This is a genomic window from Flagellimonas alvinocaridis (genome assembly GCF_004916895.1).
Lineage (GTDB): Bacteria > Bacteroidota > Bacteroidia > Flavobacteriales > Flavobacteriaceae > Flagellimonas > Flagellimonas alvinocaridis.
In genome coordinates this window covers 199,548-226,201 of the sequence record NZ_SNTZ01000003.1, presented here as the reverse complement: position 1 = coordinate 226,201, position 26,654 = coordinate 199,548, and the positions used below count along the sequence as shown (strand labels likewise).

At 42.0% G+C, this 26,654-nt stretch carries 27 protein-coding genes; 15 read left to right on the top strand and 12 right to left on the bottom strand.

Annotated features, from left to right (window positions below):
- The first annotated feature begins 4 nt into the window (after nt 1–4).
- From EZV76_RS08545 to EZV76_RS08485, 13 genes are all read left to right on the top strand, one after another.
- Nucleotides 5–1,339 (top strand): M28 family peptidase, encoded by a 1,335-nt coding sequence (locus tag EZV76_RS08545; protein ID WP_136566126.1) that lies wholly within the window; start codon nt 5–7, stop codon nt 1,337–1,339.
- Between the two features lie 37 nt (nt 1,340–1,376).
- Nucleotides 1,377–2,990 (top strand): M1 family metallopeptidase, encoded by a 1,614-nt coding sequence (locus EZV76_RS08540; RefSeq protein WP_136566125.1) that lies wholly within the window; start codon nt 1,377–1,379, stop codon nt 2,988–2,990.
- A 1-nt stretch (nt 2,991) separates the two neighbouring features.
- Nucleotides 2,992–3,570, top strand: a complete 579-nt coding sequence (locus EZV76_RS08535; RefSeq protein ID WP_236640892.1) for a YdeI/OmpD-associated family protein — start codon at nt 2,992–2,994, stop codon at nt 3,568–3,570.
- Complete coding sequence (locus tag EZV76_RS08530; protein WP_136566123.1) at nt 3,567–4,991, top strand: amidohydrolase family protein; 1,425 nt, start codon at nt 3,567–3,569, stop codon at nt 4,989–4,991. Before EZV76_RS08535 ends, EZV76_RS08530 begins: the two co-directional genes overlap by 4 nt.
- Nucleotides 4,992–5,020: 29 nt before the next feature.
- Nucleotides 5,021–6,304, top strand: a complete 1,284-nt coding sequence (locus EZV76_RS08525; protein ID WP_136566122.1) for a metal-dependent hydrolase family protein — start codon at nt 5,021–5,023, stop codon at nt 6,302–6,304.
- 112 nt (nt 6,305–6,416) lie between these two features.
- Complete coding sequence (locus EZV76_RS08520; protein ID WP_136566121.1) at nt 6,417–9,626, top strand: WD40/YVTN/BNR-like repeat-containing protein; 3,210 nt, start codon at nt 6,417–6,419, stop codon at nt 9,624–9,626.
- A complete protein-coding gene (locus EZV76_RS08515) occupies nt 9,626–10,342 on the top strand; it encodes a DUF2490 domain-containing protein (protein WP_136566120.1) in 717 nt (238 codons plus the stop codon). The genes EZV76_RS08520 and EZV76_RS08515 overlap by 1 nt, the downstream gene beginning before the upstream one ends.
- A gap of 68 nt (nt 10,343–10,410) precedes the next feature.
- Nucleotides 10,411–11,628, top strand: coding sequence for a bifunctional alpha/beta hydrolase/OsmC family protein (locus EZV76_RS08510; RefSeq protein ID WP_136566119.1), 1,218 nt, complete (start codon nt 10,411–10,413; stop codon nt 11,626–11,628).
- A 372-nt stretch (nt 11,629–12,000) separates the two neighbouring features.
- Nucleotides 12,001–12,588 (top strand): superoxide dismutase family protein, encoded by a 588-nt coding sequence (locus EZV76_RS08505; protein WP_136566118.1) that lies wholly within the window; start codon nt 12,001–12,003, stop codon nt 12,586–12,588.
- Nucleotides 12,589–12,647: 59 nt separating this feature from the next.
- Nucleotides 12,648–12,866, top strand: a complete 219-nt coding sequence (locus EZV76_RS08500; RefSeq protein ID WP_136566117.1) for a (4Fe-4S)-binding protein — start codon at nt 12,648–12,650, stop codon at nt 12,864–12,866.
- A 2-nt stretch (nt 12,867–12,868) separates the two neighbouring features.
- Nucleotides 12,869–13,168 (top strand): GNAT family N-acetyltransferase, encoded by a 300-nt coding sequence (locus tag EZV76_RS08495; protein WP_136566116.1) that lies wholly within the window; start codon nt 12,869–12,871, stop codon nt 13,166–13,168.
- A 70-nt stretch (nt 13,169–13,238) separates the two neighbouring features.
- Nucleotides 13,239–13,769, top strand: a complete 531-nt coding sequence (locus EZV76_RS08490) for an RNA polymerase sigma factor (protein ID WP_136566115.1) — start codon at nt 13,239–13,241, stop codon at nt 13,767–13,769.
- Nucleotide 13,770: 1 nt separating this feature from the next.
- Nucleotides 13,771–14,565: an anti-sigma factor gene (locus EZV76_RS08485; protein ID WP_136566114.1), complete on the top strand. Its 795-nt coding sequence runs from the start codon at nt 13,771–13,773 to the stop codon at nt 14,563–14,565.
- A gap of 59 nt (nt 14,566–14,624) precedes the next feature.
- Here EZV76_RS08485 and EZV76_RS08480 read toward each other — a convergent pair whose 3' ends face one another.
- Nucleotides 14,625–15,275: an OmpW/AlkL family protein gene (locus tag EZV76_RS08480; RefSeq protein ID WP_136566113.1), complete on the bottom strand. Its 651-nt coding sequence runs from the start codon at nt 15,273–15,275 to the stop codon at nt 14,625–14,627.
- A gap of 150 nt (nt 15,276–15,425) precedes the next feature.
- A complete protein-coding gene (locus tag EZV76_RS08475; protein ID WP_136566112.1) occupies nt 15,426–16,406 on the bottom strand; it encodes a CorA family divalent cation transporter in 981 nt (326 codons plus the stop codon).
- A 197-nt stretch (nt 16,407–16,603) separates the two neighbouring features.
- Here EZV76_RS08475 and EZV76_RS08470 point away from each other — a divergent pair, with 197 nt between their 5' ends.
- Entirely contained in the window at nt 16,604–17,020 is a 417-nt protein-coding gene (locus EZV76_RS08470; RefSeq protein ID WP_236640891.1) for a mechanosensitive ion channel domain-containing protein, read from the top strand.
- A gap of 98 nt (nt 17,021–17,118) precedes the next feature.
- Here EZV76_RS08470 and EZV76_RS08465 read toward each other — a convergent pair whose 3' ends face one another.
- The 3 genes from EZV76_RS08465 to EZV76_RS17765 all read right to left on the bottom strand — a co-directional run bounded on the left by EZV76_RS08465 (nt 17,119) and on the right by EZV76_RS17765 (nt 19,897).
- The gene (locus EZV76_RS08465) at nt 17,119–18,399 is read right to left on the bottom strand and encodes a tetratricopeptide repeat protein (protein WP_136566110.1); all 1,281 of its coding nucleotides are present in this window, start codon (nt 18,397–18,399) and stop codon (nt 17,119–17,121) included.
- 67 nt (nt 18,400–18,466) lie between these two features.
- Entirely contained in the window at nt 18,467–19,189 is a 723-nt protein-coding gene (locus EZV76_RS17770) for a DUF4331 family protein (RefSeq protein ID WP_136566109.1), read from the bottom strand.
- A gap of 18 nt (nt 19,190–19,207) precedes the next feature.
- Entirely contained in the window at nt 19,208–19,897 is a 690-nt protein-coding gene (locus tag EZV76_RS17765; protein WP_136566108.1) for a DUF4331 family protein, read from the bottom strand.
- Nucleotides 19,898–20,066: 169 nt separating this feature from the next.
- Here EZV76_RS17765 and EZV76_RS08450 point away from each other — a divergent pair, with 169 nt between their 5' ends.
- Complete coding sequence (locus EZV76_RS08450) at nt 20,067–21,257, top strand: LETM1-related biofilm-associated protein (RefSeq protein WP_136566107.1); 1,191 nt, start codon at nt 20,067–20,069, stop codon at nt 21,255–21,257.
- Between the two features lie 91 nt (nt 21,258–21,348).
- Here EZV76_RS08450 and EZV76_RS08445 read toward each other — a convergent pair whose 3' ends face one another.
- The 7 genes from EZV76_RS08445 to EZV76_RS08415 form a co-directional block, all read right to left on the bottom strand.
- The gene (locus EZV76_RS08445) at nt 21,349–22,104 is read right to left on the bottom strand and encodes a LytR/AlgR family response regulator transcription factor (protein WP_136566106.1); all 756 of its coding nucleotides are present in this window, start codon (nt 22,102–22,104) and stop codon (nt 21,349–21,351) included.
- A 35-nt stretch (nt 22,105–22,139) separates the two neighbouring features.
- A complete protein-coding gene (locus EZV76_RS08440) occupies nt 22,140–22,472 on the bottom strand; it encodes a 2TM domain-containing protein (protein WP_136566105.1) in 333 nt (110 codons plus the stop codon).
- Nucleotides 22,473–22,479: 7 nt separating this feature from the next.
- Nucleotides 22,480–22,785 carry a 2TM domain-containing protein gene (locus EZV76_RS08435; protein WP_136566104.1) on the bottom strand — a complete coding sequence of 102 codons (306 nt, stop codon included), beginning with the start codon at nt 22,783–22,785 and terminating at the stop codon, nt 22,480–22,482.
- A gap of 2 nt (nt 22,786–22,787) precedes the next feature.
- Nucleotides 22,788–23,090, bottom strand: a complete 303-nt coding sequence (locus tag EZV76_RS08430; protein ID WP_136566103.1) for a 2TM domain-containing protein — start codon at nt 23,088–23,090, stop codon at nt 22,788–22,790.
- 41 nt (nt 23,091–23,131) lie between these two features.
- Complete coding sequence (locus tag EZV76_RS08425) at nt 23,132–23,410, bottom strand: 2TM domain-containing protein (RefSeq protein ID WP_136566102.1); 279 nt, start codon at nt 23,408–23,410, stop codon at nt 23,132–23,134.
- 206 nt (nt 23,411–23,616) lie between these two features.
- On the bottom strand, nt 23,617–24,960 hold the full coding sequence (locus EZV76_RS08420) for a 2TM domain-containing protein (protein ID WP_136566101.1): 1,344 nt from the start codon (nt 24,958–24,960) through the stop codon (nt 23,617–23,619).
- A 289-nt stretch (nt 24,961–25,249) separates the two neighbouring features.
- Nucleotides 25,250–26,386 (bottom strand): glycoside hydrolase family protein, encoded by a 1,137-nt coding sequence (locus tag EZV76_RS08415; RefSeq protein WP_136566100.1) that lies wholly within the window; start codon nt 26,384–26,386, stop codon nt 25,250–25,252.
- Between the last annotated feature and the right edge of the window lie 268 nt (nt 26,387–26,654).

Genomic DNA, 26,654 nt, shown 5'->3' with positions numbered 1-26,654 from the left:
AAGAATGAAACAGAAGACACTACTGCTTATTGCACTACTTTGCTTATTTATAGGCACAGCTCAAAACGACACCCGACTTTACGATATCATTAATACAGTTTCGGCTGAGCGCATTGAAAAAGATGTTACCACCTTGGTCAATTTTGGTACAAGACACACCTTGAGCGACACCACCTCACAAACTAGGGGAATAGGTGCTGCAAGGCGATGGATCAAATCAGAGTTTGAAAAAATATCTTCCGATTGTAATGGTTGTTTGGAAGTCTTCTACCAAAAAGATTTGGTCAAAAAAGGGGAAGGAGCCAGAATTGTAAAAGATGTTTGGGTGGTGAACGTCGTGGCCATTAAACGGGGCACCAAACACCCCAACCGATTTATCATCATGAGCGGCGATATCGATTCCAGGGTGAGCGACCCGAATAACTTTACTTCGGATTCGCCAGGGGCCAATGACAATGCCAGTGGTATGGCCGGAACCATTGAAGCTGCAAGGGTACTTTCCAAATATTCGTTTGATAGTAGTATCATCTTCGTTGGGCTTTCTGGCGAAGAGCAAGGACTCTATGGCGGTAAAGGTTTGGCTGCATATGCAAAGCAAAATAACTGGGACATTGTTGGCATTTTCAACAACGACATGATCGGTAACATCACCGGAGTGGATGGTGTGGTCAGCAATCGGGATTTTCGTATTTTCTCGGAACCTGTTCCCCCAACCGAAACCGAGGAAGAAAGACGGGCTAGACGTTTTTACGGCGGCGAAGTGGACGGTATTTCGCGGCAATTGGCCCGATATGTCTACAAAACCACCAAGACCTATATGCCGGAAATGAATCCCATGCTCGTTTACCGCTTGGACCGTTTTGGCCGTGGCGGACATCATAGACCCTTTAATGATGCTGGTTTTGCCGGAATCCGCATCATGGAGGCCCATGAAAACTATACCCAACAACATCAGGATATCCGTATGGAAGATGGTATCGCCTACGGTGATGTCCTTGAACACGTAAATTTTGAATATGCCAAAAAACTGACCGCCGTAAATGCCATCAATCTGGCATCAATAGCCTGGGCACCCCCTGCGCCAAAAACCGTTGAAATTGGAGGTGTGGTAGAACCTGCCGCAAAATTAAAATGGTCCAAGGTAGACGGCGCCATGGGGTACAAGATTTACTGGAGGGATACCACTTCCCCCACTTGGGACAATTACAGGTACGTTGGCAACATTGATTCCTATACGCTAAACGGCATAGTAATTGACAATTTTTTCTTTGGAGTGGCAGCCATTGGCAAAGATGGACATGAAAGCCCGGTTGTGTTTCCAAACAAAGTTTTTAGATAAAAAGTAAGTCTAGTCATAAGGCTTTTATAGTATGAACATGAAGCAATATTTTATAATATCAGCACTTGTATTGGGAGTTTGCACTGCATCTGCCCAAAATTTCACCCGCCAAGACACCCTTAGGGGGAGTATTACCCCAGAGCGCGAATGGTGGGATTTAAATTATTATGACCTAAACGTAAAAATAGAGCCCGATAAAAAATACATCTCGGGACATAATGTGGTCCGCTATAAAGTACTCAACGCTGCCAAAGTGCTTCAAATTGATTTACAACAACCCATGCAAATAGCATCTGTGACCCAAGATGGCCAACCGTTGGAGGTCACTTCCGAAGGAAATGCACATTTTATCACTTTGAAGAAAGAACAGGTTCCTGGAGAGTTCAATACCATCGAAATCCATTTTTCAGGTTATCCCCGTGAGGCTGTGAGAGCCCCTTGGGATGGTGGTTTTTCCTGGAAAGAAGATACCAAAGGAAATCCTTTTGTGGCCACATCCTGTCAAGGGCTTGGCGCCAGTGTGTGGTGGCCCAACAAAGACCATATGTACGATGAAGTGGACAGTATGCGTATCCGTGCAACCGTTCCGAAAAACCTTATGGATGTTTCCAATGGAAAACTTGAAAGCGTGGAGGAGGAAGTCGATTTTAAGACCTACAACTGGTTCGTGGCCAATCCCATCAACAATTATGGTGTGAATGTGAACATTGGCAACTACGTTCATTTTGGTGAAAAATACGAAGGTGAAAAAGGCACTTTGGAGGTAGATTATTACGTACTGCCCGAAAATTTGGAAAAGGCCAAAGAACAGTTCAAACAGACCCCGATGATGCTCAAAGCATTTGAACATTGGTTTGGCCCCTACCCTTTTTACGAAGATGGTTTTAAGTTGGTGGAAGTACCCTATTTGGGCATGGAGCACCAGAGCTCCGTCACCTATGGAAACCAATACACCAATGGCTATTTGGGGCAAGACCTTTCCGGTTCTGGATGGGGCCTTAAGTTCGATTTTATCATTATCCATGAAGCAGGTCATGAGTGGTTTGCCAACAATATTACCTACAAGGATATTGCCGATATGTGGATTCATGAAGGCTTTACGGCCTATTCAGAAAACCTCTATCTGGATTACCATTACGGTCCCAAAGCTGCTTCGGAATATGTCGTGGGAACCCGAAACAACATCCAAAACGACAGGCCCATTATAGGTACTTATGGGGTAAACCAAGAAGGTTCTGGAGATATGTACTACAAAGGGGCCAATATGCTGCATACCCTTCGTCAGCTCATAGAGGACGATGAATTATGGCGGCAAATTTTAAGAGGTCTGAATGCTGAATTCTACCACAAAACCGTGACCACACAGCAAATTGAGGACTACATCAGTGAAAAAACTAACAAAGACCTATCCGCCTTCTTCAACCAATACCTGCGCACTACCATGATTCCCATGTTTGAATACCAACAAGAGGGAAGTTCCATAACCTATAGGTATGTGGACATTGTGGAGGATTTTGATATGCCCATTCGCGTATTTGTTGATGGTAAGGAACAGTGGCTCTTTCCAAATGCCGAATGGAAAACGGAGACGCTGCAAGGAAACGAACTCATTTTTGATCCTAATTTTTATATCGAAACCAAAAAAATCTGATTTGAGCAAACTCCCGGAGCATTATTTCCAAAACGATTCAGATTGGCGTGATTGGCTGCATGAAAACCATGACAGTTCAGACGGTATCCACTTGATATTCTACAAGGTGGAACACCATATGGAAAGTATGCGATGGGAAGAAGCTGTAAGGGTTGCCCTCTGTTATGGTTGGATAGATAGTACGGTGAAAAGTTTGGGCGACGGCAAGCGGAGACAATATTTTTGTCCCAGAAAACCCAAAAGTGTATGGAGCAAGCTCAACAAAGACCATATTAAGGATCTAAAATCCAAAAAATTAATGCACAGCAGTGGTCTTGCTGCCATTCAGGTTGCCAAGGAAAATGGTTCTTGGTCAGCTTTGGACGATGTTGAAAACGGAGTGGTGCCCGAAGACCTTCAACGGGCATTCAACCAAAATAAAGAGGCCAAAAAGAATTTTGAAAACTTCACCCACAGTCAACGTAAAAGCTATTTGTATTGGCTCAATCAGGCCAAACGTGAAGATACCCGACAGAAAAGGATAGCAGAAATTGTGGGGATGTCAGCCCAAAACATCAAATACAGAACCTTGGGAAGATGAAACACATTATCAGAACAATAGGCATTTTTACATTATTTGTACTTACCATGTCCTGTGAGGATAAAAAAACAAAACAGAAGGTGGACATGGCCATTACCAATGCCCAGGTCATCCATCTTGAAACCGGGACTTTAGAGAACCAAGACATCTTTATTTCCGATGGGAAAATCCAGGCAATTCTGAGTGCAGGTACAGAGAATGCCTATGAGCCTGATACCCTTATCGATGCTTCCGGAAAATTTGTTCTCCCAGGGTTTTGGGACAACCATATTCATCTTAGAGGAGGTGATTCGTTAATAGACAACAACAAAAACTTTTTAAAACTGTTCATTGCCAACGGTATTACCACGGTCCGAGACGCTGGCGGAGATCTTACGCCTTCCGTCATTCAATGGAAAAAACAGATTGCTTCCGAGGATTTGGTGGGACCCACCATTTATACTTCAGGACCCAAGATTGATGGCCTCAATGCCACATGGGCGGGTTCTCTTGAAGTGGAAACTGAAGAGGATGTGAAGAACGCCTTGGATTCCCTTCAGGAGCTGCAGGTTGATTTTGTCAAACTTTACGACAGCCGAATTTCGGGAGAGAATTACCTCAACGCCATCAAAGAGACCCAGAAAAGAGGTATGACCGTCTCGGGCCATATGCCTTTTACGGTTACGTTAAAGGAAACCGTGGATGCAGGCATGGATGCCATTGAACACCTCTACTACATCATGAAAGGCTGTGCCAGCAACGAACAGGAAGTAACCGAAAGGCTTAAATCGGGGGAAATTGGCTTTTGGGATGCCATGCCCGCACTAATGCAAGCGTATTCAGACTCAACCGCACAAAAGACTTTTACTCTGTTGAAAGATAACAATGTCTTTGTGGTACCTACGCTTCACATCGGAAAAACTTTGAGCTATTTGGATGAAGTGGACCACTCCAACGACCCTTACCTGACGTACATGGGTCAAGGTATTATCCAAACCTATCAAGGTAGGATAGCAAGGTCCATGAATGCTACGGAAGAGGTCAGAAATAACCGAAAGGAACTGGATACTTTTTTTGGACAACTGGCCCAATCCTTAGATCAGGCCGGGGTGAAGCTATTGGCGGGTTCGGACAGTGGTGCCTTCAACTCGTACACTTATCCGGGCTTCTCACTCCACAAAGAATTGGAAACCATGGTACAGAATGGAATCTCTCCTTTGGATGCTTTGCGTACATCAGCCTATAATGGTGCACAGTTTTTGGATAAATCCAACAACTATGGTAGTGTTTCCAAAGGAAACGTATCGGATTTGGTGATTTTGGATGACAATCCTTTGGAAGATATTCGCAACTCACAACGTATTTACATGGTATTCAAGGGAACGCAAGTGTTCTCCAAAACCCAGCTACAAAAACTATTGAAATCTGCCATCATGGATTGATGCACTTTTCAATTTTAACTCCATACGCAATGATCAATTCTATTCCAAAAATCGCGGCAAGCTCAAAAATTGGAGGCCTTTTACTCTGGTTTTTATTGGTTCTCCCCGTAAAAGCACAAGTTTTATTGGTTCCCGATCGGGTATTTGATGGTGAAGAAATACATTCCAACTGGGTGGTGGCTGTCACCAATAATAAAATTACCTATGCAGGTCCAGAAAGTGAGCTAAAAAAACGCAGTTCCTACACCAAACAGGAACTCAAAGGGATGACCCTGATGCCAGGCCTCATCGAAGGGCATTCCCATCTGTTGCTTCATCCCTACAACGAAACGGATTGGAACGACCAGGTTTTAAAGGAATCGCCCGTTGAAAGAGCTATCCGGGGGAGCGTCCATGCCAAAAAATCCCTAATGGCCGGGGTAACGACCATGCGTGATTTGGGTTCGGAAGGTGCCGGATATACCGATGTCTACTTAAAAAAATGTATTGATGATGGGATTATCCCCGGACCTAGATTACTTGTTGCCGGACCTGCCATCGTAGCTACAGGGGCCTATGGCCCAAAAGGATTTCATGATGGGGTAAATGTTCCCTTAGGTGCCAAACCCGTAAGTGGAAGAGATGAAGCAATAAAAGAAGTAAGGAATCAAATGGGGAATGGTGCAGATCTGATCAAAATTTATGCAGATTACCGTTGGAGCCCAGGCGCAATCCCACAACCTACCTTTTTACAGGAAGAAATCGATGCCATGGTAGCCACCGCTACCACAGCAGGCAAATATGTAGTAGCCCATGCCGGCACCCCCGAAGGAATGCGCCAAGCCATCTTGGGCGGCGTGGAGACCATTGAGCACGGGGATTGGGGCACTATGGAAATTTTCAAATTGATGAAAGAAAAAAATGTGGCCCTATGCCCTACCTTGGCTGCCGGCGATGCTATTGAGCAGTACAAAGGATGGAAAAAAGGCAAAGAGGCCGATACAGACCGTATTGCGAAAAAGAAACAATCCTTTGCCTTGGCCCTACAATCTGGGGTGGACATTGTATTTGGGGGTGATGTAGGCGTATTTCCCCATGGAGAAAATTATAGGGAGCTCGTTCTGATGGTCCAATACGGAATGCAGCCCCTCATGGCCCTACAATCAGCCACATCGTTGAACGCCAGGGTATTTCATTTGGAGAATCTGGGAAGGGTCAAAAACAATTTCTTGGCCGATCTTATAGCCGTGGAAGGCAACCCCCTTGTCAACATTGAACAGATGCAACACGTACGGTTTGTTATGAAAGATGGGGTAATCTACAAAAACGAATAGCCCATTCAATTCAAATAGAGCACGTTTCCCTGCTGTACAGCTTCAGTTAACATCCTTTTAAGAATTCCACTTGGGGTTTTTGGTATCTTTAGGCGACTAATTGACCTTAAAAATGAAAAAGCCTCTTTTCCTGTTGATGCTCTTCGCATCAATATCTCTTTTTGCCCAAGATTTTTCAATGGATTTGCTTCAGGACATGAAGCCTCGGAACATTGGACCAGCCGGAATGAGCGGTCGTGTCACTGCCATTGATGTAGAACTATCCAATCCAGATGTCATGTATGTGGGAACCGCTTCGGGCGGCCTGTGGAAATCGACTTCGGGAGGGATTAAATGGGAACCTATATTTGACAATGAGGTTACTGCCTCCATTGGTGCAATTGCCATTCAACAATCCAACCCATCCGTAATTTGGGTAGGTACCGGAGAGGGAAACCCGCGGAACAGTCTCAACGGTGGATACGGTATCTACAAATCCCTTGATGGTGGAAAAAGTTGGAAGTCTATGGGGCTAGAGAAAACCCGTCATATTCATAGGGTCATTATTGACCCCACCAACCCTGATGTAGTCTATGTTGGGGCCATTGGTTCACCATGGGGTGAGCACCCTGAACGCGGTGTTTTTAAAACTATTGATGGTGGAAAGACTTGGGAGAAGGTACTTTTTGTAAATAATAAAACCGGAGTGGCCGATTTGGTCATGGACCCCACCAATCCGAATAAATTGATTGCGGCCATGTGGGAGCATAAACGCGACCCGTGGTTCTTTAAATCAGGAGGTGAAGGCAGCGGTCTGTACATGACCCATGATGGAGGGGCCACTTGGAAACAGATTACCGAGGAGGATGGTTTGCCCAAAGGCGAACTGGGCCGGATTGGTATTGCCATTGCACGTAACAAGCCCAATATTGTCTATGCATTGGTAGAAGCCAAAAAAAATGCATTGTACAGATCGGTTGATGGAGGTTTCAAATGGGAAAAAATCAATGATAAAAACGATATTGGCAATCGCCCATTTTATTACTCCGAAATCTATGTAGACCCCCAGAATGAAAATCGTGTTTACTCTGTTTTCACCTACATAAATGTATCTGAGGATGGTGGGAAGAATTTTACCCAATTGATGCCTGCCTACGGAGTTACCAATGGTGTGCACCCTGACCACCATGCCTGGTGGATACATCCTACCAACGGACAGTTCATGTTGGATGGCAATGACGGTGGGTTGAACATCACCAAAAATGGAGGCAAGACCTGGCGCTTTATTGGCAATTTGCCCGTTGCCCAATTCTACCACATTAATGTGGATAATGAGTTTCCATACAATGTATATGGGGGCATGCAGGATAATGGTTCTTGGAGAGGACCAGCCTATGTTTGGAAAGATCAAGGTATACGGAACAGCTATTGGCAAGAAATTGCCTTTGGAGATGGTTTTGATGTTGTCCCGGATAAAGACAACAGTCAATTTGGATATGCCATGAGCCAACAAGGCTATGTTCGCCGATACGATTGGAAAACAGGAAACGACTACACCGTTCGTCCAACCCATCCAGATCCGGAAACCATGCTCCGTTTCAATTGGAATGCAGCCATTGGCCAAGACCCCTTTGATAATGGCACAGTCTACTTTGGAAGTCAGTTTGTACATAAATCCACCGATAAGGGACTCACATGGGAAGTCATTTCCCCTGATCTGACCACCAATGACCCCAAAAAACAGAAACAGAGCGAAAGTGGTGGACTTACCATGGATGCCACAGGGGCTGAAAACCATTGTACCATTATTGTGGTAGAACCCTCACCCGTTGAAAAAGATATGCTATGGGTGGGTACGGATGACGGTCAGGTACACTATACCCAAAATGGCGGTAGTACTTGGGTTGATGTCACCAAAAACATTAAAGGGTTACCCGCAGGCAGTTGGATTCCACAAATAAAAGCCTCGCAAAAAAATAAAGGCGAAGCCTTGTTGGTCGCCAATGATTACAGAAGGTTCAACTACACTCCGTATGCTTACAGAACCAAAGATTACGGAAAAACATGGACCCGTATTGTAGATGAAAATGATGTTGAAAGCTATACACTTAGCATCTTGGAAGATTCGGAAAACCCCAACCTTATGTTTTTAGGTACAGATGATGGATTATACATTTCTCTAAACGCTGGTTCCAAATGGCAAAAATGGGGAAAAGGCTTTCCGTCCGTTTCCACCAAAGATTTGGTCCTACAGCCCAGAGAGCAGGATTTGGTCATTGGCACCTTTGGTAGGGCCGCTTGGGTACTGGATGATGTTAGACCATTGCGTGCTTTGGCGGGCAATACAGCTCTTTTGCAAAAGGAAATTAGCCTGTTCAACAGTCCTGATGCCTACTTGGCAGCATATCAGCAACCCACAGGAAGCCGATTTGGTGGTGATGCCCTGTATAATGCTGAAAATAGACCATCGGGAGCGATGATTACCTACTACATCAAAGATGTGGCTACTAAAAAAGACGCTGGCAACAAAAAAGAAGATGAAAACGGGGAAGAAGCTTCAAACTCGGAAAGCACCAAGGAAAAAAACAAAGACTCCATCTTCTTTAATTTTTATGATGGAGACAAACTCATCAGAACCCTAAAATACAAGACACCCAAAAAGGCCGGGTTTCATAGAATCTATTGGGGGCTGGATGAAAAAGCTCCTGATTCCCCATCAAGGACGATTGTAAAAAATCCAAGAGAGTCGGGCGGATTAACCGTTAAACCTGGAACCTATAAAGTGGTGGCCCATTATGGACAATTTAAGGATTCCACCTCTGTTACCGTAAAAACAGACCCCCGCTTAAACATTTCCTTGGCATCTATAAATGAAGTGTATGCCACTGGAAAAAAATTGGACGGTTATACACAAACTGCTGCAGATGCAGTAAAACAATTGGTGGAGAACAAGAACTTGGCCAACAAGTTCCAAAAAGAGCTTAAAGAATTGGACAAGGAAAAGTTCAAGGATCAAATTGAAGCTTCAAAGAACATAGTAAAGGAAATAGATTCGGTTATAGCCCTATATTTGGGCAAGGAAGACAAACGCCAAGGCATTACCCGAAATCCAGAGCCTTCTGTAGTGCAAAGGCTCAATACGGCTGGTTCATATGTTGGTAGCCGTCAGTCCGGAATCACTGAAACAGAAAAAAGACTCATCCGCTTTGCGGAAGACGAATTAAAATCGGCTTTGGATAAAACCAATACCTTTTTCAATGAAAAATGGAAACCTTATCGCGAATCCATTGAAGCCATAGATGTATCACCTTTTAAAGAAACAGAAACCTTTAGTTTAGATTAATGCAGCAAAGAAAAAGAAAATTAATATCGACCCTTTGGGTCGCGCTTACCGCTATAGTAGTTTTGAATGCCCAAGAACCCGGAGAGGACAAATGGGGGGCTTGGTATATGTATTTTGGCACCAATAAGGTATCGGAACGATTCAGTATACATACCGAAGCACAATTCCGATATTATGAAACCACAAGCAACTTTAACCAGCTGCTGTTGCGTACCGGATTAAATTACCACATAGACCCGAGTGCCATTGCCACTGTTGGTTATGGTTTCATAAAGACCGATGGTTCTTTTGATGAACCCTTGGGAGGATTGGATAGTAGGGAACATCGAATATTTGAACAATTCATATTAAAAAACAAGGTTTGGGAATTCCTTTTTGAACACCGCTATCGTTTGGAGCAACGGTTTTTGGAACTAGGGGATACCACCGATACCCAGTACAGGGCCCGCTATCGTATCCAAATGACCTTGCCGCTCACTGATACCTTTTTCTTGAATTTTTATGACGAGTTGTTCATAAACCTACAAGACGATTTGTTTGGACAAAACCGTTTGTACGGTGCTTTGGGCATCCATATTACGGAGAATAGCAGTGTTCAGTTTGGGTACCTTAGAAACCAGTTTGCCAATGCCGTTTATGACCGTTTGCAGATAGGTTTCTTTTTTAATCCCGACTTAAGAAAGGTCTTTGCAAAAAAAGCTAAGGACGAGAGTTAGTGGTTTTTGACCCCGTTGAACTAATGTTGGATGGGTCAATTGCTCATTTATCAACCTAAAAAAGCAATATGGGGATTCAAAAAGTAACTTTCAATAATAAAGAAGGGCAAATACTGGTAGGTCGCTTGGAGCTGCCGGTGGACCAACAACCGCACAACTTTGTACTCTTTGCGCATTGCTTTACCTGCACCAAAAATCTCTTGGCGGTTAAACACATTGGCAGGGCATTGACCTCAAAAGGTTTTGGCGTGCTGCGTTTTGACTTTACCGGACTTGGTGAAAGTGAAGGGGATTTTGCGGATACCAATTTTTCTGGAAATGTACAGGATTTGATTGCTGCGGCAGATTTCCTAAAGGAAAAATACAAAGCCCCTGCTTTGATCATTGGCCATTCTTTGGGTGGTGCGGCTTCCATCTTTGCAGCTTCAGAAATTGCTTCGGTAAAGGCAGTGGCTACCATAGGAACTCCATCCAATCCTGTTCATGTAAAGCATTTATTGAAGAGTGATCTAGAAGAAATCAATACTACTGGGAAAGCTGTTGTAAATTTGAGCGGGCGGGACTTTACCATCAAAAAACAGTTTTTGGATGATTTGGAAAACAAATCCCTAATAGAAGTCATCAAAAACCTGAGAAAACCCATACTCATTCTTCATTCGCCCCAAGATTTGACCGTAGAAATCAAAAATGCCCAAGATATTTATATTGCTGCACATCACCCCAAGAGTTTTATCTCATTGGATGGTGCCGACCACCTATTGTCCAACAAACAAGACTCCATCTATGCAGGTGAAGTTATTGCAGGTTGGGCGACACGGTATCTGGATATTGAGAACACCCTAAATACACCTTTAAAAACCGAGCACCAAGTAGTGGCAAGTTTGGATGGTGACAATGGCTTCACTACCCAAATGAAGGTTGGAAACCATTTTATGACAGCTGATGAGCCCACATCTTATGGCGGGAACGATTTTGGCCCTTCTCCCTATGAACTGGTTTCGGCGGGGCTTTCGGCCTGCACGGTCATGACCGTGCAAATGTATGTTAAACGCAAAGGTTGGCCCCTTGAAAACATTGAGGTGCATACTTCCTACGAAAAAACGCATGCCATAGATTGTGAAAACTGCGAAAGCGAGGGAACAAAAATTGATACCTTTTACCGGGATATTAAATTAACCGGAGACTTGGATGAGAAACAAAAAGCCCGAATCATGCAGATTGCTGATAAATGTCCCGTGCACAAAACCTTACACAGCGAGACTCAGGTAATCAACAAGTTGATTTAAAAAATAGGAGATTATAACCGCATGTGTCGGATGTCAAAATAATCCAACTCTAGTTCAATTACGGCATTGTAGATATTTCGAAGCGATTTTGCGTATTCCCTCTGGTTAATATATCCCTTTACTTTGTTTTCCCTTAGACGGCGGTATCCTTTACAAAAAGTTTTTTTCTTTTTGCAGTACACAAAGAAGTTGATATAATCTAGAACCTTAGAGATCACCGTCATAATTTATATGTTGATAGTCAACACAAATGGTATTTCTATAACGGTCCTATGTACAAAATCGTATGGTGCCTTAAGTTGATTGATCGGAAAATTATTGACACCTCCCTAAATAATGGTTACCTTAGACTAAACCTAAAAATTCTCACTAATGAAAAAAATACCCGCAGTGGTAATTGGGCTGGCGCTAATGGTTGGCTTTAGCTGCAAACAAGTAAAAAAGGAAGCGGAAGAGACATCCGAAGAAATAGAGGAAACCGTTGAACAAGTGGTTGAAACAATGGAAACCAAATCCATTTCGTTTAAAATGGAACCCAAAAGTGACAGTAATGTAAGTGGCGATGTAGCCTTTACCGAAGAAAATGGCACGGTTGTCATGAAAGCGCACCTTACCGGTCTTACCGAAGGTGAACACGCCATACATATCCACGAGAAGGCTGATTGTTCTTCGGCTGATGGAACGTCTACCGGAGGTCATTGGAACCCAACCTTCCAACCCCACGGAAAATGGGGTGCCCAGGAAGGGTACCATAAAGGAGACATTGGCAACTTTGTGGCCGATGCCGAAGGTAATGCCACCGTAGATTTTGCCACCAAGGAATGGTGCATCGGGTGCGACGATGAAACCAAGGACATCATGGGTAAAGCGGTCATCGTTCACCAAGGTGTGGATGATTTCACATCGCAACCCAGTGGAGCCGCAGGAGCCAGGGTTTCCTGTACCGGTATTATACAGTAATAAAAACGGCGGCCCATGGGCCGCCGTTTACCCTTGAAACATTGTAAAAACCATTTCATATGGAAATAACAAAAGAATACTCCAATGGGGAAATCACCGTGGTATGGAAACCCAAACTGTGCCAACATGCAGGAATCTGTGTGAAAATGCTCCCCCAAGTATATAATCCGAAGGACAAACCTTGGATAAAGGCCGAAAATGCCTCGACCCAGGAATTAAAGAACCAGATTGCCCATTACCCTTCGGGAGCACTGAGCCACTACACCCCTACCTCCTGATTATGGAACAAGAGTATAAACTTGTGGACAACGCTGAAGCCAAACAGTTTGAGTTTGACTTGGGCGATTCTATTGCCAAAATAGAATACATCCGTGCCAAGGAAAAAATCTATCTTACCCATACCGAAGTACCTGAGTCCCATGGCGGAAAGGGCATTGGTTCCAAATTGATCAAACAAACACTGGAACACATTAAAGCAGAAGACCTTACCTTGGTCCCACTCTGTCCTTTTGTTGCTACTTATATAAGTAAACACCCTGAATGGAAAACGTTGGTTCTAAAAGGAATCAATATTGCGTAAGCCATAACTTCTATTTTCCAAACAAACCCTTTGGGGAGCACCTTATTTTTATATCTTTAGCTGGACAGCTATGCATTTGGACAACCTCATACAAAGATTCCAGAATAAGGACAAGGCCGCTTTTGAGACCTTGCACAATATGTATGCGGAAAATATTTGTGGGGTAATCAATGTAATACTCAAAGACCCGGAACGCTCCCAAGAACTTTGTCAAGATGTATTTGTGAAAATCTGGAACAAGTCGGACCAATACGATACTTCCAAAGGTCGATTTTTCACTTGGATTTTGAATATTGCCCGTAATACGGCCATTGACGAACTGCGTTCCAAAAGCCATAAAAACCAAAAGAAAAACCTCCCTGTTGATTCTCTCGTAGGTATTTATGAAAACAGTGAGGACCTAAATGGCAAAATAGACACCATTGGGCTGCAATCGTTATTGAAGGGGTTGAAGGATAAATGTATTCTATTGATAGATTTGCTTTATTTTAAGGGATTTACCCAAAAGGAAGCCGCAAAAGAATTAAAGACACCAATAGGCACCATAAAAACACGGATTAGAAGTTGTATTTCCGAAATACGGAAAAATTTACCCCAATAAGATGGATGTAAAGGAATACATAGCATCAGGAATTTTGGAACTCTACGTAGCTGGAGCACTTTCCCCTGAGGAAAATTTGGAGGTGCAACACTACGCGCTACAACACCCTGAAATCCAAAAAGAGATTGAGGCTATTGAGGAAACTGTACTTCAGCTTACCCGAACTGCTTCCCCAAAATTACCAAAGGATAATTTTAATGAGATTTTGGCCCAATTAGACGATGTTATACCGTTTAAACCCGAAGCCTCCAAAAAGCGAACACCTTGGGGCAGTTATCTAGGTTGGGCAGCAGCGGTATTATTGGCTGTGGGACTTTTTGGGCTGTACCTTGAGAACAATAAGCTTAAGACCGAAATAGAAATTACCAATCAGGAAAGGGAAAATCTGGAGGAAATCCTATCCACTACCCAAGAAAGAGTTATTGATAAGGAAGCTCTTCTACAGCAACTTCGTGACCAAAATGTTACGGTTGTAGCGTTAGGCGGACAGGCTGTATCTCCAGATTCGTATGCCAAGGCCTACTGGAACCGGGAAGAAAGCAAGGTCATTATCGACGCCCAGGGTCTTCCCGAACCTCCACCTGGTTATACCTATCAGGTCTGGTCCCTAAAATTGAGCCCATTGACCCCCACTAGTATTGGTCTCTTGGAAGACTTTGCCACGGCCGACAGTAAATTGTTCTCTCTACCCAATCCCAATGAATCTGAAGCATTTGGCATTACCTTGGAGCCCGAAGGTGGTAGCGAAACCCCTACACTGGAGCAGCTGTACACCTTAGGTGCCGTTGGGGCATAAAAAAAAGCAGCTTGGCAACAATCCAAGCCGCTTTTATTAAAAATCAATTCACCAAAAAATTATAGTTTCACCCCAAATCCAAATCCAAAAATCCATGGGTTGATATCAACATCGGCAACTACGGTTGCACCAAGTGCGGTGGTAGCATTTACAGTAGCATCTGTGTTCAAGAACAATTTTTTCACATCAACGTTCAAGAACCATTTGTCGTTAAGCATAAAATCAAATCCTCCCTGCAATGCATATCCAACGGCCGTGTCATAATCCACGTCATCGGCCACAGGTCCCTCATCCACACCATAGAACAAGGTCAAGTTCAATCCAGCCCCTAAATAGGGTACAAAATCGCCTCCTGTAAAATGATACTGACCAGTCAATGTTGGGGGAAGCAGCCACACATGGCCCAAATCAATATCCCCAACTTGCGTATCAACGGCTTCAACATCGTGCTTAGTTGTGGCCAAAATCAACTCCAAAGACCAATTTTCATTAAAAAAGTAAGAGATATCCAGCTCTGGAACAACCGCCGTTGAAATGGACGCATCCCCACCAATAGCTTCAATATCAGCGCTCTCATCTGGCGTTACCACAATACCACGAAGTCGAAATTGCCAAGGACTACCAGCATCGTCCGTCGATATATCCTGTGCTATTCCCATGTTGATGAATCCCATTAATGCCATCGCTGCTAAAAGTACTGTTCTTCTCATTGTCTTGAATTTTAAGATTGAACAAAATTACTGTGCAGAATAGCCCATAAACATGATGTTTATCATTGGAAAGTCTTGAGAAAAGACATGTAACCCAATCACGAATTGGATAGTAAAAATCAAGTAGGCAAGATAGCGTTGGTCATACCATTAAAACCACTTTTTACGCTTGAAAATAAGTATGGAGATTATTGTAACTACCAACATGAGTCCCAAAAGAACAAAATAGCCGTAGGGCCATTTAAGTTCCGGGATGTTCTCAAAATTCATCCCGTAAATTCCGGCCAAAAAAGTCAAGGGAATGAATATCACCGAAAATATGGTCAAGGTTTTCATGACCTCATTGAGGCGATGACCCTGAATACTAAAGAACAGATTGATTTGACTTTCCAACTCTTGGGTGTCCGAGTCGATATCATTGGTAAGTCCATTGATTTGCTCCCGAAGCTCACTAAAATACTTGGTATGAAACCCTTTTACCTCAACCCTTTCCAACCGATTAACAATATCGCGGAGCCCATGTGATGCTTTTTTAAATTGTTGGATGAGGGCTTTCTTGTTTTCCACCTCGAACATAAATTCAGGTGTCGGCTCCATTTTAGTGGCACGATCCAACATGTTCTCCATAAGCACCATTTCTTCATATTTTTCCTTGTAGTTGGAAATCAAGGTTTCCAAAATAAAGAACAACAGATAATCGGCTTTTTTCTTCCGAATAATTCCCTTGTTATCAAAAATCCGTGCCCTTATCCAATCAAAGTGGTCTCCCCATTTTTCTTGGATACACCAGACGAAATCCTTGGCCACCACAAAAAACATCTGTTCAGATTCCAGGTTATGGTTCTCGGTCTTGATGATTCTTGCCGCAATAAAAAGCTGCTCTTCCAGCTCTATTACCTTGTTTCCAAAGTTTTGGTTCAACAGTAGGCGTAGTAGAAAGTCATCCAATTCATTACTGAGCACCATCTTTCTGAACTCATCCATATACTCCAGGCCATAGGTGTTTACCCAGGTTATGGTCTTATTACTTTTGGAAAGCAAAATATCCTCTTCCAACGAAAATTTTCTATTGTAATAATCCTCAAGTGAATAGTTGATTACCCAGGTATTATTTTCGAAATCTGTAACCATTATTGTAAAAGTAAAACGGGTTATTTGTAGTTTAGAGCAATAAGTTAAACCAAATTTAGCAAGATTGGATCATGGTGGGCGTAATGTCTTTTAAAACTGAAATTTTAGTCACTGGAATATTATTGGTTGTCATTTTTATTTTGAACTCTTTGACCAAGAGAGCCATAAGGAGATTTGGCAGAACGAGTGCCATTGACATGAACAACCGAAAAATCATTTTTTATCTCAGCAACCTGTTCTTTTATGGTTTGGCCGCGGTAGGCCTCTCTTTGATTTGGGGTATGAATTTGAAGGATTTTTCCCTTTTCCTGTCTTCTACCCTAGCTATATTGGGCGTTGGGTTTGTGGCTCAATGGTCCATTCTTTCCAACTTAACGGCCAGTGTAATCCTCTTTTTTAGTCACCCGTTGCGTTTGGGGGATCGGATAAGGGTTTTGGACAAGGATTTTGATTGGACCGGAAAAGTTGAAGATATTAGCGGATTTTATCTTTTTATGCGAACTGATGATGGCAGAAGAATTACAATTCCCACCAACTTGGTCATTCAAAAAGGCATTGAAATCTTACAGAATCACGATACAGATTCCAGTGAAGAAGAAATTATTGAAAATTGATAGGATGCGCCACTATGCTTAGTGACGCATCCAAAACAACAACCAAGTAGCAACCCAAAAACCACTACTTTACGTTCAATAAGCCTTCATTTTAGAGTTTACAGGCTTAAAATTTGATCTTCCTTTAATGGTCCCAATTCGTAAATAGCCCCTGTCAATTCTTGCTTTAATTCCTTCACCTTGTCCAGGTTCCCGTTTTCCTTATAGATTTCTGCAGCTTGGGTAAGTATAGCTGGTTCAAAGGTTTTGTCCCAGATAAAGTTCTCTACCAACTCCAAGGCTTTTTCTTTTTCCCCTTTTTTCAGATAACTGTAAGCCAAGAGTCCATAAGACTCTGGGGTGGGTCTATTTTCCACTTCACGTTGCGCCAATTTTAAGGCCTTCCCATTGACTTCCATACCAATGAGGAAATCTATGTTATGGGCATTATACATTTCTCCATACCCTTTATCCCCCACTCTCTTGTGATAATTGTCCAAAGCTTCCAGTTTAAGGGCTTCATTCCCGATAAACTCAGCAATTTCAGCCTTCAGTAAAAAATAATCCGGAGATTGGTTTTTCTTTATGATGGAATCCATTATTCTCAATGCCTCTTTCCCATCCCTTTCGTGGGAATATACAATCCAAGCAATCCCTTTTTTGGCATAGGCATTCTGGGGATCCATCTCTAAAGCCTTCAGATACAGTTTGTACGAATCTTCTATCCGTCCAGCATGACCATAAAAATCGGCCAAATTGGTGCTGGACCATAACATCAAATTTTTATTTTTTGACGTCTGCGCTCTTTCATAAGCCTTCTCCATGAATCGGATAGCAGTATCCAAATCACCTTTATGATCATTCCATTTGGCCAACCGAATCAGGTATCCAAAATCTGACATATTTCGAATACTATCCAAATATGTGTGGGCCTCCTGGTAATTACCCAGTTCCATGTGCACATCAAACAATAGGGATTGGGATGCATTGACCCCGCTTCCTTGTGCTCGGGCAGCTGTGGCTAAATCCAAAGCTTCTTTAAATCGATGCTGCGAAATGTAATTTCTGGCCAAAGCTCTTAAGTAACCAGCTTTCCCCACTGCGGCCACATCCACTGCCTTTTTGAGGGATTGTTCTGCCATCTTTAGATATTTGATGTCTCCCGTTCCCTGAAAATATCTATTATATTCCCCAGCTACATTGCCTAGGCTCAGTATCTGCAAACTATCTTGTTTTATTTTGGAATCCCAAAGCTGATAATACTTTGAGGTTGTTTTCATTGGTTCTGAGGCCAAAAAGTGATTGTAATCATTCTGGTCTGTTTTAAAGACCTTTTCTTGCTGACATGATAGCAATACCATCGCCATTAAGAATATGAGTTTGTATTTTGTTGCTTCCATGATTCTGTTGTTGTTTAGTATGAAAAGGGAGAGGACATGTCCTCTCCCCTCTTCCCTTTCATAGCGATTACTCGGGATTTCCCAAGTAAGGGAAAGTTGTAGAAATATCTGCTGTTAACGAAACCCCATCGGAGGTCAACCTGGGTAGGTCGGCCATGCCATCATCATCCAAATCCTGACCACTGAACCTATCCCCTTCCATTCCTCCAAAGAAAAGAATCAGGGATACATCAATAATATCATCATTGGGGTGTCTTCCGGTAAGGGCCACTTCGTCTCCATCCGGCACCAGAATACGTCCATCGTTATCAAAATCAGTACCTGGATTAAAATATGTAGTAGGTAGGTCTGGGGCCACTTCAAGAACATCTGCTGCCAATACCGTGGTCAAGGTGGCTGCATCCAGTCCCAAAATGTTGTTCTCATAATCAACATCGGCAGGATCTAGACCCAATTTAATGGCATAAACATCATGGTACTGTTCCAACCTTGCTTGAAATCCAGCTTGGAAAGTAGCCGACATCTCGGAAGGAATAGTGGTATTATGGGCATCCTTCACACTGGCCTCTCCTTCCATATCAAAACTTAGGGTAGTGTTGATACCCGGACGGCCTATGTGATCCACTTGGGCATAGGTTCCCGAAAAATCAGTTCCCATCATGTCATCATCGTCCATCATCATATCATCATCCATGCCCATCTGGATAGGGGTTTCATCATCATTACTACATGCAATGACCAAACCAAGGCTTAAAATCAACGTTACTATATAAATCTGTTTTAGTCTCATGTTCGTCTGTGTTTATGTTTATTGTTTTCTGTTAGTTGTTACCCAAGTCTTATATACTGTCAACCCTAGGGCATTAGTGGCCGTAGGTGCTCCCAACATGGCATTGGGTATCTCTACAATGATGGAGAGCGTGTTGGCTCCGTCAAAAGTATCGGCAGCCTCTTCTGGGGGGAGAAATCCTCCCGGAGCTGAATCCATTTCCGGTGAGATTACCGCATTGAACTGGAAGAAATCAAAAAAGAATGGGTCTTGTCTGGGTCCGGCGAATAGTGAAACTCCATTGGTAGTTTCCACAATGGGGGTTGTTCCAGAAATTTCCACATCTCCTAGAGGTGAATCCACCAGAACCTGACTGTTGAGTCCTGTCTGTGAAGGTGTGGCAGGCCCAAAAAAGTACATTCTACCGTCCCTGGCAATGGCTTGAATAACTTGATCTTCGACCAAATCGCCATCCAAATCAATATTGATTTCAGTAAGGACGTCTTCATCAAAAGTCCCATAGGCCAATTCTGGCAATACATTGGATTGGACATCTACCACAAAAACCGTGTTGTCTGAGCCTTCACTGGGCTCAAAGGCATAAAAATCGGCTATGTCTGAGGTGGTTCCTGCGGTTGAAGGTGCATCGATATGATCTGCCGACACCAAAACCACTGCCGAGGCGATCAGTACCCCTAAACCCACTAAATAACTTGTTGTTTTTTTCATCTTACTTGTTTTAAAAGGTTTTCTACACCCCTACCTACGCAACTATTTCTGGAGCGGTTTGGTCTTTAAATGTTAAAAAAAACTTAACGGATTTTTAATGTCTCGAACAGGAATTAAATATCATTAAGTCCCATAATTGTTTTACTTTGGTATGCAAATAATCATCCCAATGAACCCTTCTGCATCTGGATGGATCAAGAAGTTTGGTCACCTTGTCGCCAAAAAATCCGCTTATTTTACCGATTATGACTCGCTCTACAGGGAGTTGAAAAAAAATGGATTTGTATATGGTGTGCATTTGGACATCCCATCTTTTATAAAAGCTGAACATGCTCTAAGTGAAGATGAGATTGCAAAAATCAATCTGCTTACCTCGCTTTATTTTACCCTGCAGTTTGAAAAAGGAAAGACTTCCTTTGAGAACTTTATCAATACTGTGTTTAAGTATTATCAGTCCTTGGAAGTGGGGCGTATTTCGTTTTTGAGCAAAATCCTGAGCGGAAAACAAACCCAATCGCAGTTGGAAAAATTGATTGATTCAAGGATTTACCTTGGAGGAAATACATTCAATAGGGCTCTTGGCAGTAGTCTCACCAATTCCTTGCTCTTTGTGGATGTATTGATTTTTAGAACATATCTACAATCCAGTGATGATTTTAAGGAACATGCCCAATTGCTGGAATACGTTACCATAAACATCGCCTACCACACCTTAAATTCGAAACAAGCCAAAAGAAAAGACGATAAACTTATTCAGCTTTTGGATGCCTCCCTAACTTATGTGGATTTGGACAAAGCAAGGTTTGACGGTTCTTATTTGAATCTTTTGGAGCAGAACTTCACGGTTTTTGAAAAGGATTATTTTTTGGATATGGCATGTCTCACCATTTGGGAAGATAAGTCCGTGGACTATACCGAATCTGATTATATTTTTGGTCTTGGAACGCATCTTGGAAAAACAAAAAAAGAGGTAGGTGAAGCTCTGGAATTTGTGAAAAATTTCTTTGAGGAAAACAAGGAAAAAATCACCTATTTAAATGACAAAAATTTGGCTGTTCAATTCTACGATGGCATGTCCAAAAATGTTAGCAAACTTATTTTACGGAACAGCAAAAGACTTAAAAAAGAACTGGAAGAAAGTAGGGAATTAATGACTCTTTTATCTAAGTCCACCGTGAAGGATTTAACGGAGGAGGAGAAGAAAAAAGTTCAAAATCAATTGGTCGATATTTTTAAAAGTATCCCGTCCTTGGCCATTTTTATGCTGCCTGGTGGTGCGGTGCTTTTACCTATTTTCATCAAATTGATTCCCAAGTTACTCCCCTCCGCCTTTGACGATAACCGCATAGAGGAAAATTAAGCTTTTTTATATGAAAAAAACCACTATAAATTTTATTTATAGTGACTTTTCAATTTTATTAAATCAAATTAAATCAGTATGTTAAACAACATCACTCTAACCAAAGCTTAAAGTCTTTAACACGCTCTCTACTTACAATGATTTCTTGCTCGTTAAAGTGGTTCAGCTTGATTTGAAGCCTTGAATTTGTATACGAAATGATATCTTTTATATAATTTATGTTGACATAAAACTTACGGCTTACCCTAAAAAAAATCTTCGGGGATAACTCCTCCTCCAACTGTTCCAAGGTGGTATCCAACAAATAATTTCTACCATCTGAAGTTGCCGCATATGTTCCCTTGTTCTCGCTGTAAAAACATTCCACTTCATCTGCATTTACAATCTTGAGATGCTGTCCCACTTTAACCGTAAATCGTTTTTTGTATTCCCTTTCCAATGGGTCTACCAACAACTTTTTTATATCGTTGAAATCCACCGAAATTTTTTGCCCGGCAGGCTTAAAATTCCTGTACTTTTTTACCGCCTGTTCGAGCTCCTCATCGTCAATCGGTTTTAGAAGGTAATCAATACTGTTCAGCTTAAATGCCTGGAGTGCATATTCATCAAAAGCGGTGGTGAAAATAATGGCACTATTCACCTCGACCACATCAAAAATTTCAAAGGATAGCCCATCGGATAATTGAATATCCAAAAAAATAAGATCGGGGTGCGAATGGTTTTGGAACCAAGCAATGGACTCGTCCACGGAGTGCAACATAGTGGACACTTCCACTCCCAACTCGGACAACAATCTACTCAACCGCCTTGCAGCTGGTTTTTCATCCTCAATGATGATCACATTCATTTCCTAACTAATTTTACTCAAGTGCCTATGTACTTTTATAGGTACTTGTCTATTTCATCTTCTTCCTTTTCCAATATTTTTTGGATTTGCCGTTCTTCCCACTCCCTCAAAAAAGTAATCTTATGGCGAAACAAATACAGCGCATGAATACCCAATATCACCAACCATATGATTAAATTCACATGGATCCAGTCAAAATAATATGATTGCGTAGGAAACCCATCCGGTAACAATGACAATAATACACCGCTTCTCATTAAGTACAAAACCCCATTTACCAAAACAAAAATCTTCAAATGCCTGTAAAAGTCTTTAAGTTCTTTTACTCGGCTGACTGCTCTTTCGTATTTTCTCTCTAGGTCCTCCATAATCAAATCATCGGTATTTATCAATATCCTTCTTATCTTTTTCTATATACTTTTGAATCTGTCGCTCCTCCCAATTCTTTCCAAACAATATATTAAAACCAAAAACCTTGGCGGCATGGAAGAACAGCCCTATTCCCCATCCAAAAAGGGTGACAAAATGAGGCCACTTCCAAAAAGAGTCGGAATTAATGTAAATACTCACCAAAATAAATCCGTTGACAACCAGATATACCGCAAGATGTATATAGAAGGATTTTATTTCCTCGACCCTCTTTTTTGCCCTAGCAAACTTTTCTTTATCAAAATTTTCCATGATTATCTCCATTTTGTGGTTTCCTCCTCTTCTTTCATAAACTGTTTTATCTTCTTTTCTTCCCAACCTTTTCCGAAAAAGGGGTTTAGATTGAACGTGCCCACGGCATGGAACATAATTCCCAGACCCCACCCAAAAGCGGCCCATAAAAACCACATATACCTAAAACTATTGGTAAGGTAGTTGATCAACGCCAATATTGACATGACCATGATGTAAGACCAAAGATGGGCATAAAACTTTTTAAGTTCATCCACACGTTCCTTGGCTCTTATGTATCTACTTTCCTTGTCCATATTTTCCATACCCTAACTTTTAGTTTCAGTTGATATAATTGTACCCCTTATTAAAATTCCCTGTTGTCCATAAACTCCTTGATTTTTCGCTCTTCCCAATCCTTACCCAAAATTGGATTATACCCTTGGGCGCAAAACCAAAGACCCATAAGACCAATTCCCCAACCAACCGCTGGAAAAATTATCCAAGGGTAACTGGTGGTCCTAAAATTCAAGTAGGCCAAAAGTGGGATTACGATACAGTATGCCAACAAGCTGGAGTAAAAAGACTTTAGCTTATCTACCTTCTTCTTTGCTTTAAGATACTTATTCTCGTTAAAGTTGTCCATATTTTTTCTTGTTTTTGGATTGATTGTCTTTATTTACACTTCAAAATTCAACATATACGGAAAGAGAAAGAAAAATTGGTTCGCGAACTGTCATTTAAACAGGATGAGCTGTAAGGATTTGGGGATTGTAAAGCTTCGCTACTATTTGAAAGTAGAAAAATCTGAGATCCAACGTCTGAGTCCTAAGGTCTGAAATCTGAAAGAACTTAAAAAGTATCCTCATCCATAAACTCTTGGATTTTTCGCTCCTCCCAACGTTTGCCCCACAACGGGTTATACCCAAATGCCTCCATACCATGCATTAAAACCCCAAAACCCCAACCTAATGTTGGAAAAAACGCCCAAAGAAAATCTGTGGTCCTGAAATTAATCCACCACAAGAATGGAATCACAATACAATAGGTGATCAAGTTGCTATAAAAGTCTTTAATGGCCTTTACCTGCTCTTTAGCTTTGGCGTATCTCTTTTGGGCAATGTAATCCTTTTGTGTTTCCATAACGGTAAGTTTTTGGGTAAGCATGGGCAGGGAGACACTAAACTCCGAGGCTGATTTTTGAATGCTTACTTCGCGATCCGTTAAAATGTTATATCGCTGTTTTATGTTTTGAAGGCCAACCCCACTGCTCTTTTTCACCACCTGTTTTTCTTGAAGATTGTTGCTTACCACCAGCATTCCACCCACCTCATGAACTTTTATATGCAAAGGCCTGGAGGCGGTTACCACATTATGCTTGACCGCATTCTCTAAAAGTAATTGCAGTGACAAGGGAACTATTTTAGCCTCGGGTATGGAGCAGTTTTCAGGAATTTCAAAAACGATACTGTCCTCAAATCTCATTTTGAGAAGACGAACATAGGTCCGCGCGAAGTTGAGTTCCTCATCCACAGTGACCAAATCCTTGTTTTTTTGCTCCAAAACGTAGCGATACACTTTAGAAAGCGATGTGGTGAACTTCTGTGCCTGATTGGGATCTTCTTCAATAAGGCTTGTAAGCACATTAAGACTATTGAACAAAAAATGGGGGTCTAATTGGTTTTTAAGAGCATCAAACCTAGCTGATGCCGTACCCGCAATAATCTTCTGTTCCTTGACTTTTTTCTCCTGCCAATTTTTATAAAAATATGCGGCGTGAAAAAACACGGAGACCACAACCGTAATTAAAAGTGCAACAATGTAGAATATAGGTTCTTCTCCATTTACAAAAGCCTCCCAATCCTTTCCTTCAAACCCTACCCCGATTACAATACGTATCCAAAAAATACCAAGAAGCGTAAGTACAATTCCACCTATACCGCTAATGAGTATGCGGTATTTTCCGTATTTTTTCCATACAACCTTATGGTTGATATAATCATAATAGATGCTATTTATCAAGGTTAGTACAATGGAATACAAGACATAATATCCCACTTCCCGAAACAACGTTGGTCCAAACACGATCCTTCTTCCCAATAGAGCCTCTACGCTAATAAAAATAACCGCTATCAATATGCCCAACCCCAAAGCGGTGAGCAGCAATTTCCCTATATATCGAACTGTTTTTTCCATTTACAATAGACCCGTATGCGCTTTAATACCGGTTAACCAATGCTAAAAGTAACAAAAAGGCGTGCGTTTTTCTTTATGATTGTTTTGAACCCTTCCATTCTTCCCCATTGAACACTTTTGTCTTGAAGAAAATGAGACTGTTCGTTTTTTGATTGATAGTGCAAAGCTGTCCATTTGACCCAAGGATTGAAAAATCAAAGTACCGAATTGTCATTTTTAGCAACTGGGCTGTAGAAACCAAAAAGCCCGGTGGGAGATTCCACCGGGCTTTATTTCAAATAATTGAAAATTATTTCGCAGAGTAGTCTTTATGGATAGCTTCTTCAAAGGCTTCCCAATGGGCGTCCGTCATCCTACCCGGAGTAAATAGGCAGATACCTGCTGCCCCATTTTCCATGGACACTTGGATGGCTTCTGCAATTTCTTCGGGCAATAACCCATGATTCTCTGGATCCTTTTCGTCACCCTTCTTTTCCGGTTTTGGACAAATGAACAGTCCGCTGTATACCGGTGCTCCGTCTTTAGCTGTGGCTACTTCCTCAGCAACCATTTCCCCAACCCATTTAGGGCCTTCCAAATAAAAATCATTGTAATTCATGGGATAAATGGCATCCAGGTTCCATTTTCCCCAATCCTGTCTCACCAATTTTTTTGCTATGGATGGGCCAGGAAAAACAGCTCCATTGATTTTCTTGTTCTTGGAATGCACCACTTCGGTCAGACGGTTTACCATACTGGTGATCAAATCATATCTAAACTGTTTCCACTCCATAACCTGGGAAGGATCTTCAGCTTCAAGAATATCAATCCCTGTTTTGTCTTTAAATGTTGATGTACAGTCGTCACAGTAACAGTAATCGAATTGTGGAAACTCCCTATCCATTACCAAACCGTACTTGTCCCATAGGCCACGAGCCAAGATCACATCAGGAAAACGAATATAATCCAAATGGATACCATCTACATGCTCAACCTCGGCAACACTACCATAGAGGTCGGCCAAAAAGTTATACACGCCTTCCTTGCTTGGGCATAAAAAGGTATAATGTGAAACATAGGCAGGCTTATCAAAAGCTGACTCACCTTTGCCATTAATAGCATACCATTCTTCCTTCAGCTTTGGATTCTTGCCTTGTACCATGGTAGGAATCCATGTGTGAAACTCCATTCCAGCTTCTTTCACAAGCTTCCCAACCCTTCTGTAAGTTTCAGGGTCGTGCCCGCCATTGTACATAAGCCCATCGATGCCCTTTGCCTTAAGGTCGGCAAACTTTGCGGTCAATTCTTCATCCGTGGCTTCACCAGGTCCGTAATCCCAGGCATAAACAGGGATTTTAGTCTTCGTTGGAGACTCTTTCTCCCCTTCTTTGTCTTTGCATGACACAATTGTGATGGCCAAAACCATCAACATTAAAAATTTCTGCATCTTTTGTTTTTTTGATTTAGTCAGGCATGAATTTAATTAATCCCAGTGGCAATAAACCCAAAATTTAGACCAACAACATTACAAACCAACCCAACGTCCGTTAAAAATATTCTTTCTTTTATTTAGAGCCTAAAAGCTTGGTTTTCATCTTTTTTGGACGTCTTAAATCACATTGACAACCTTTTCTTCATCTTCCCCGTGCAACCCTCCAATTTTTCTTCTGTCCTTAGGTCGAATGAATCAAAAAACGATTTAGTCTAAACCTATA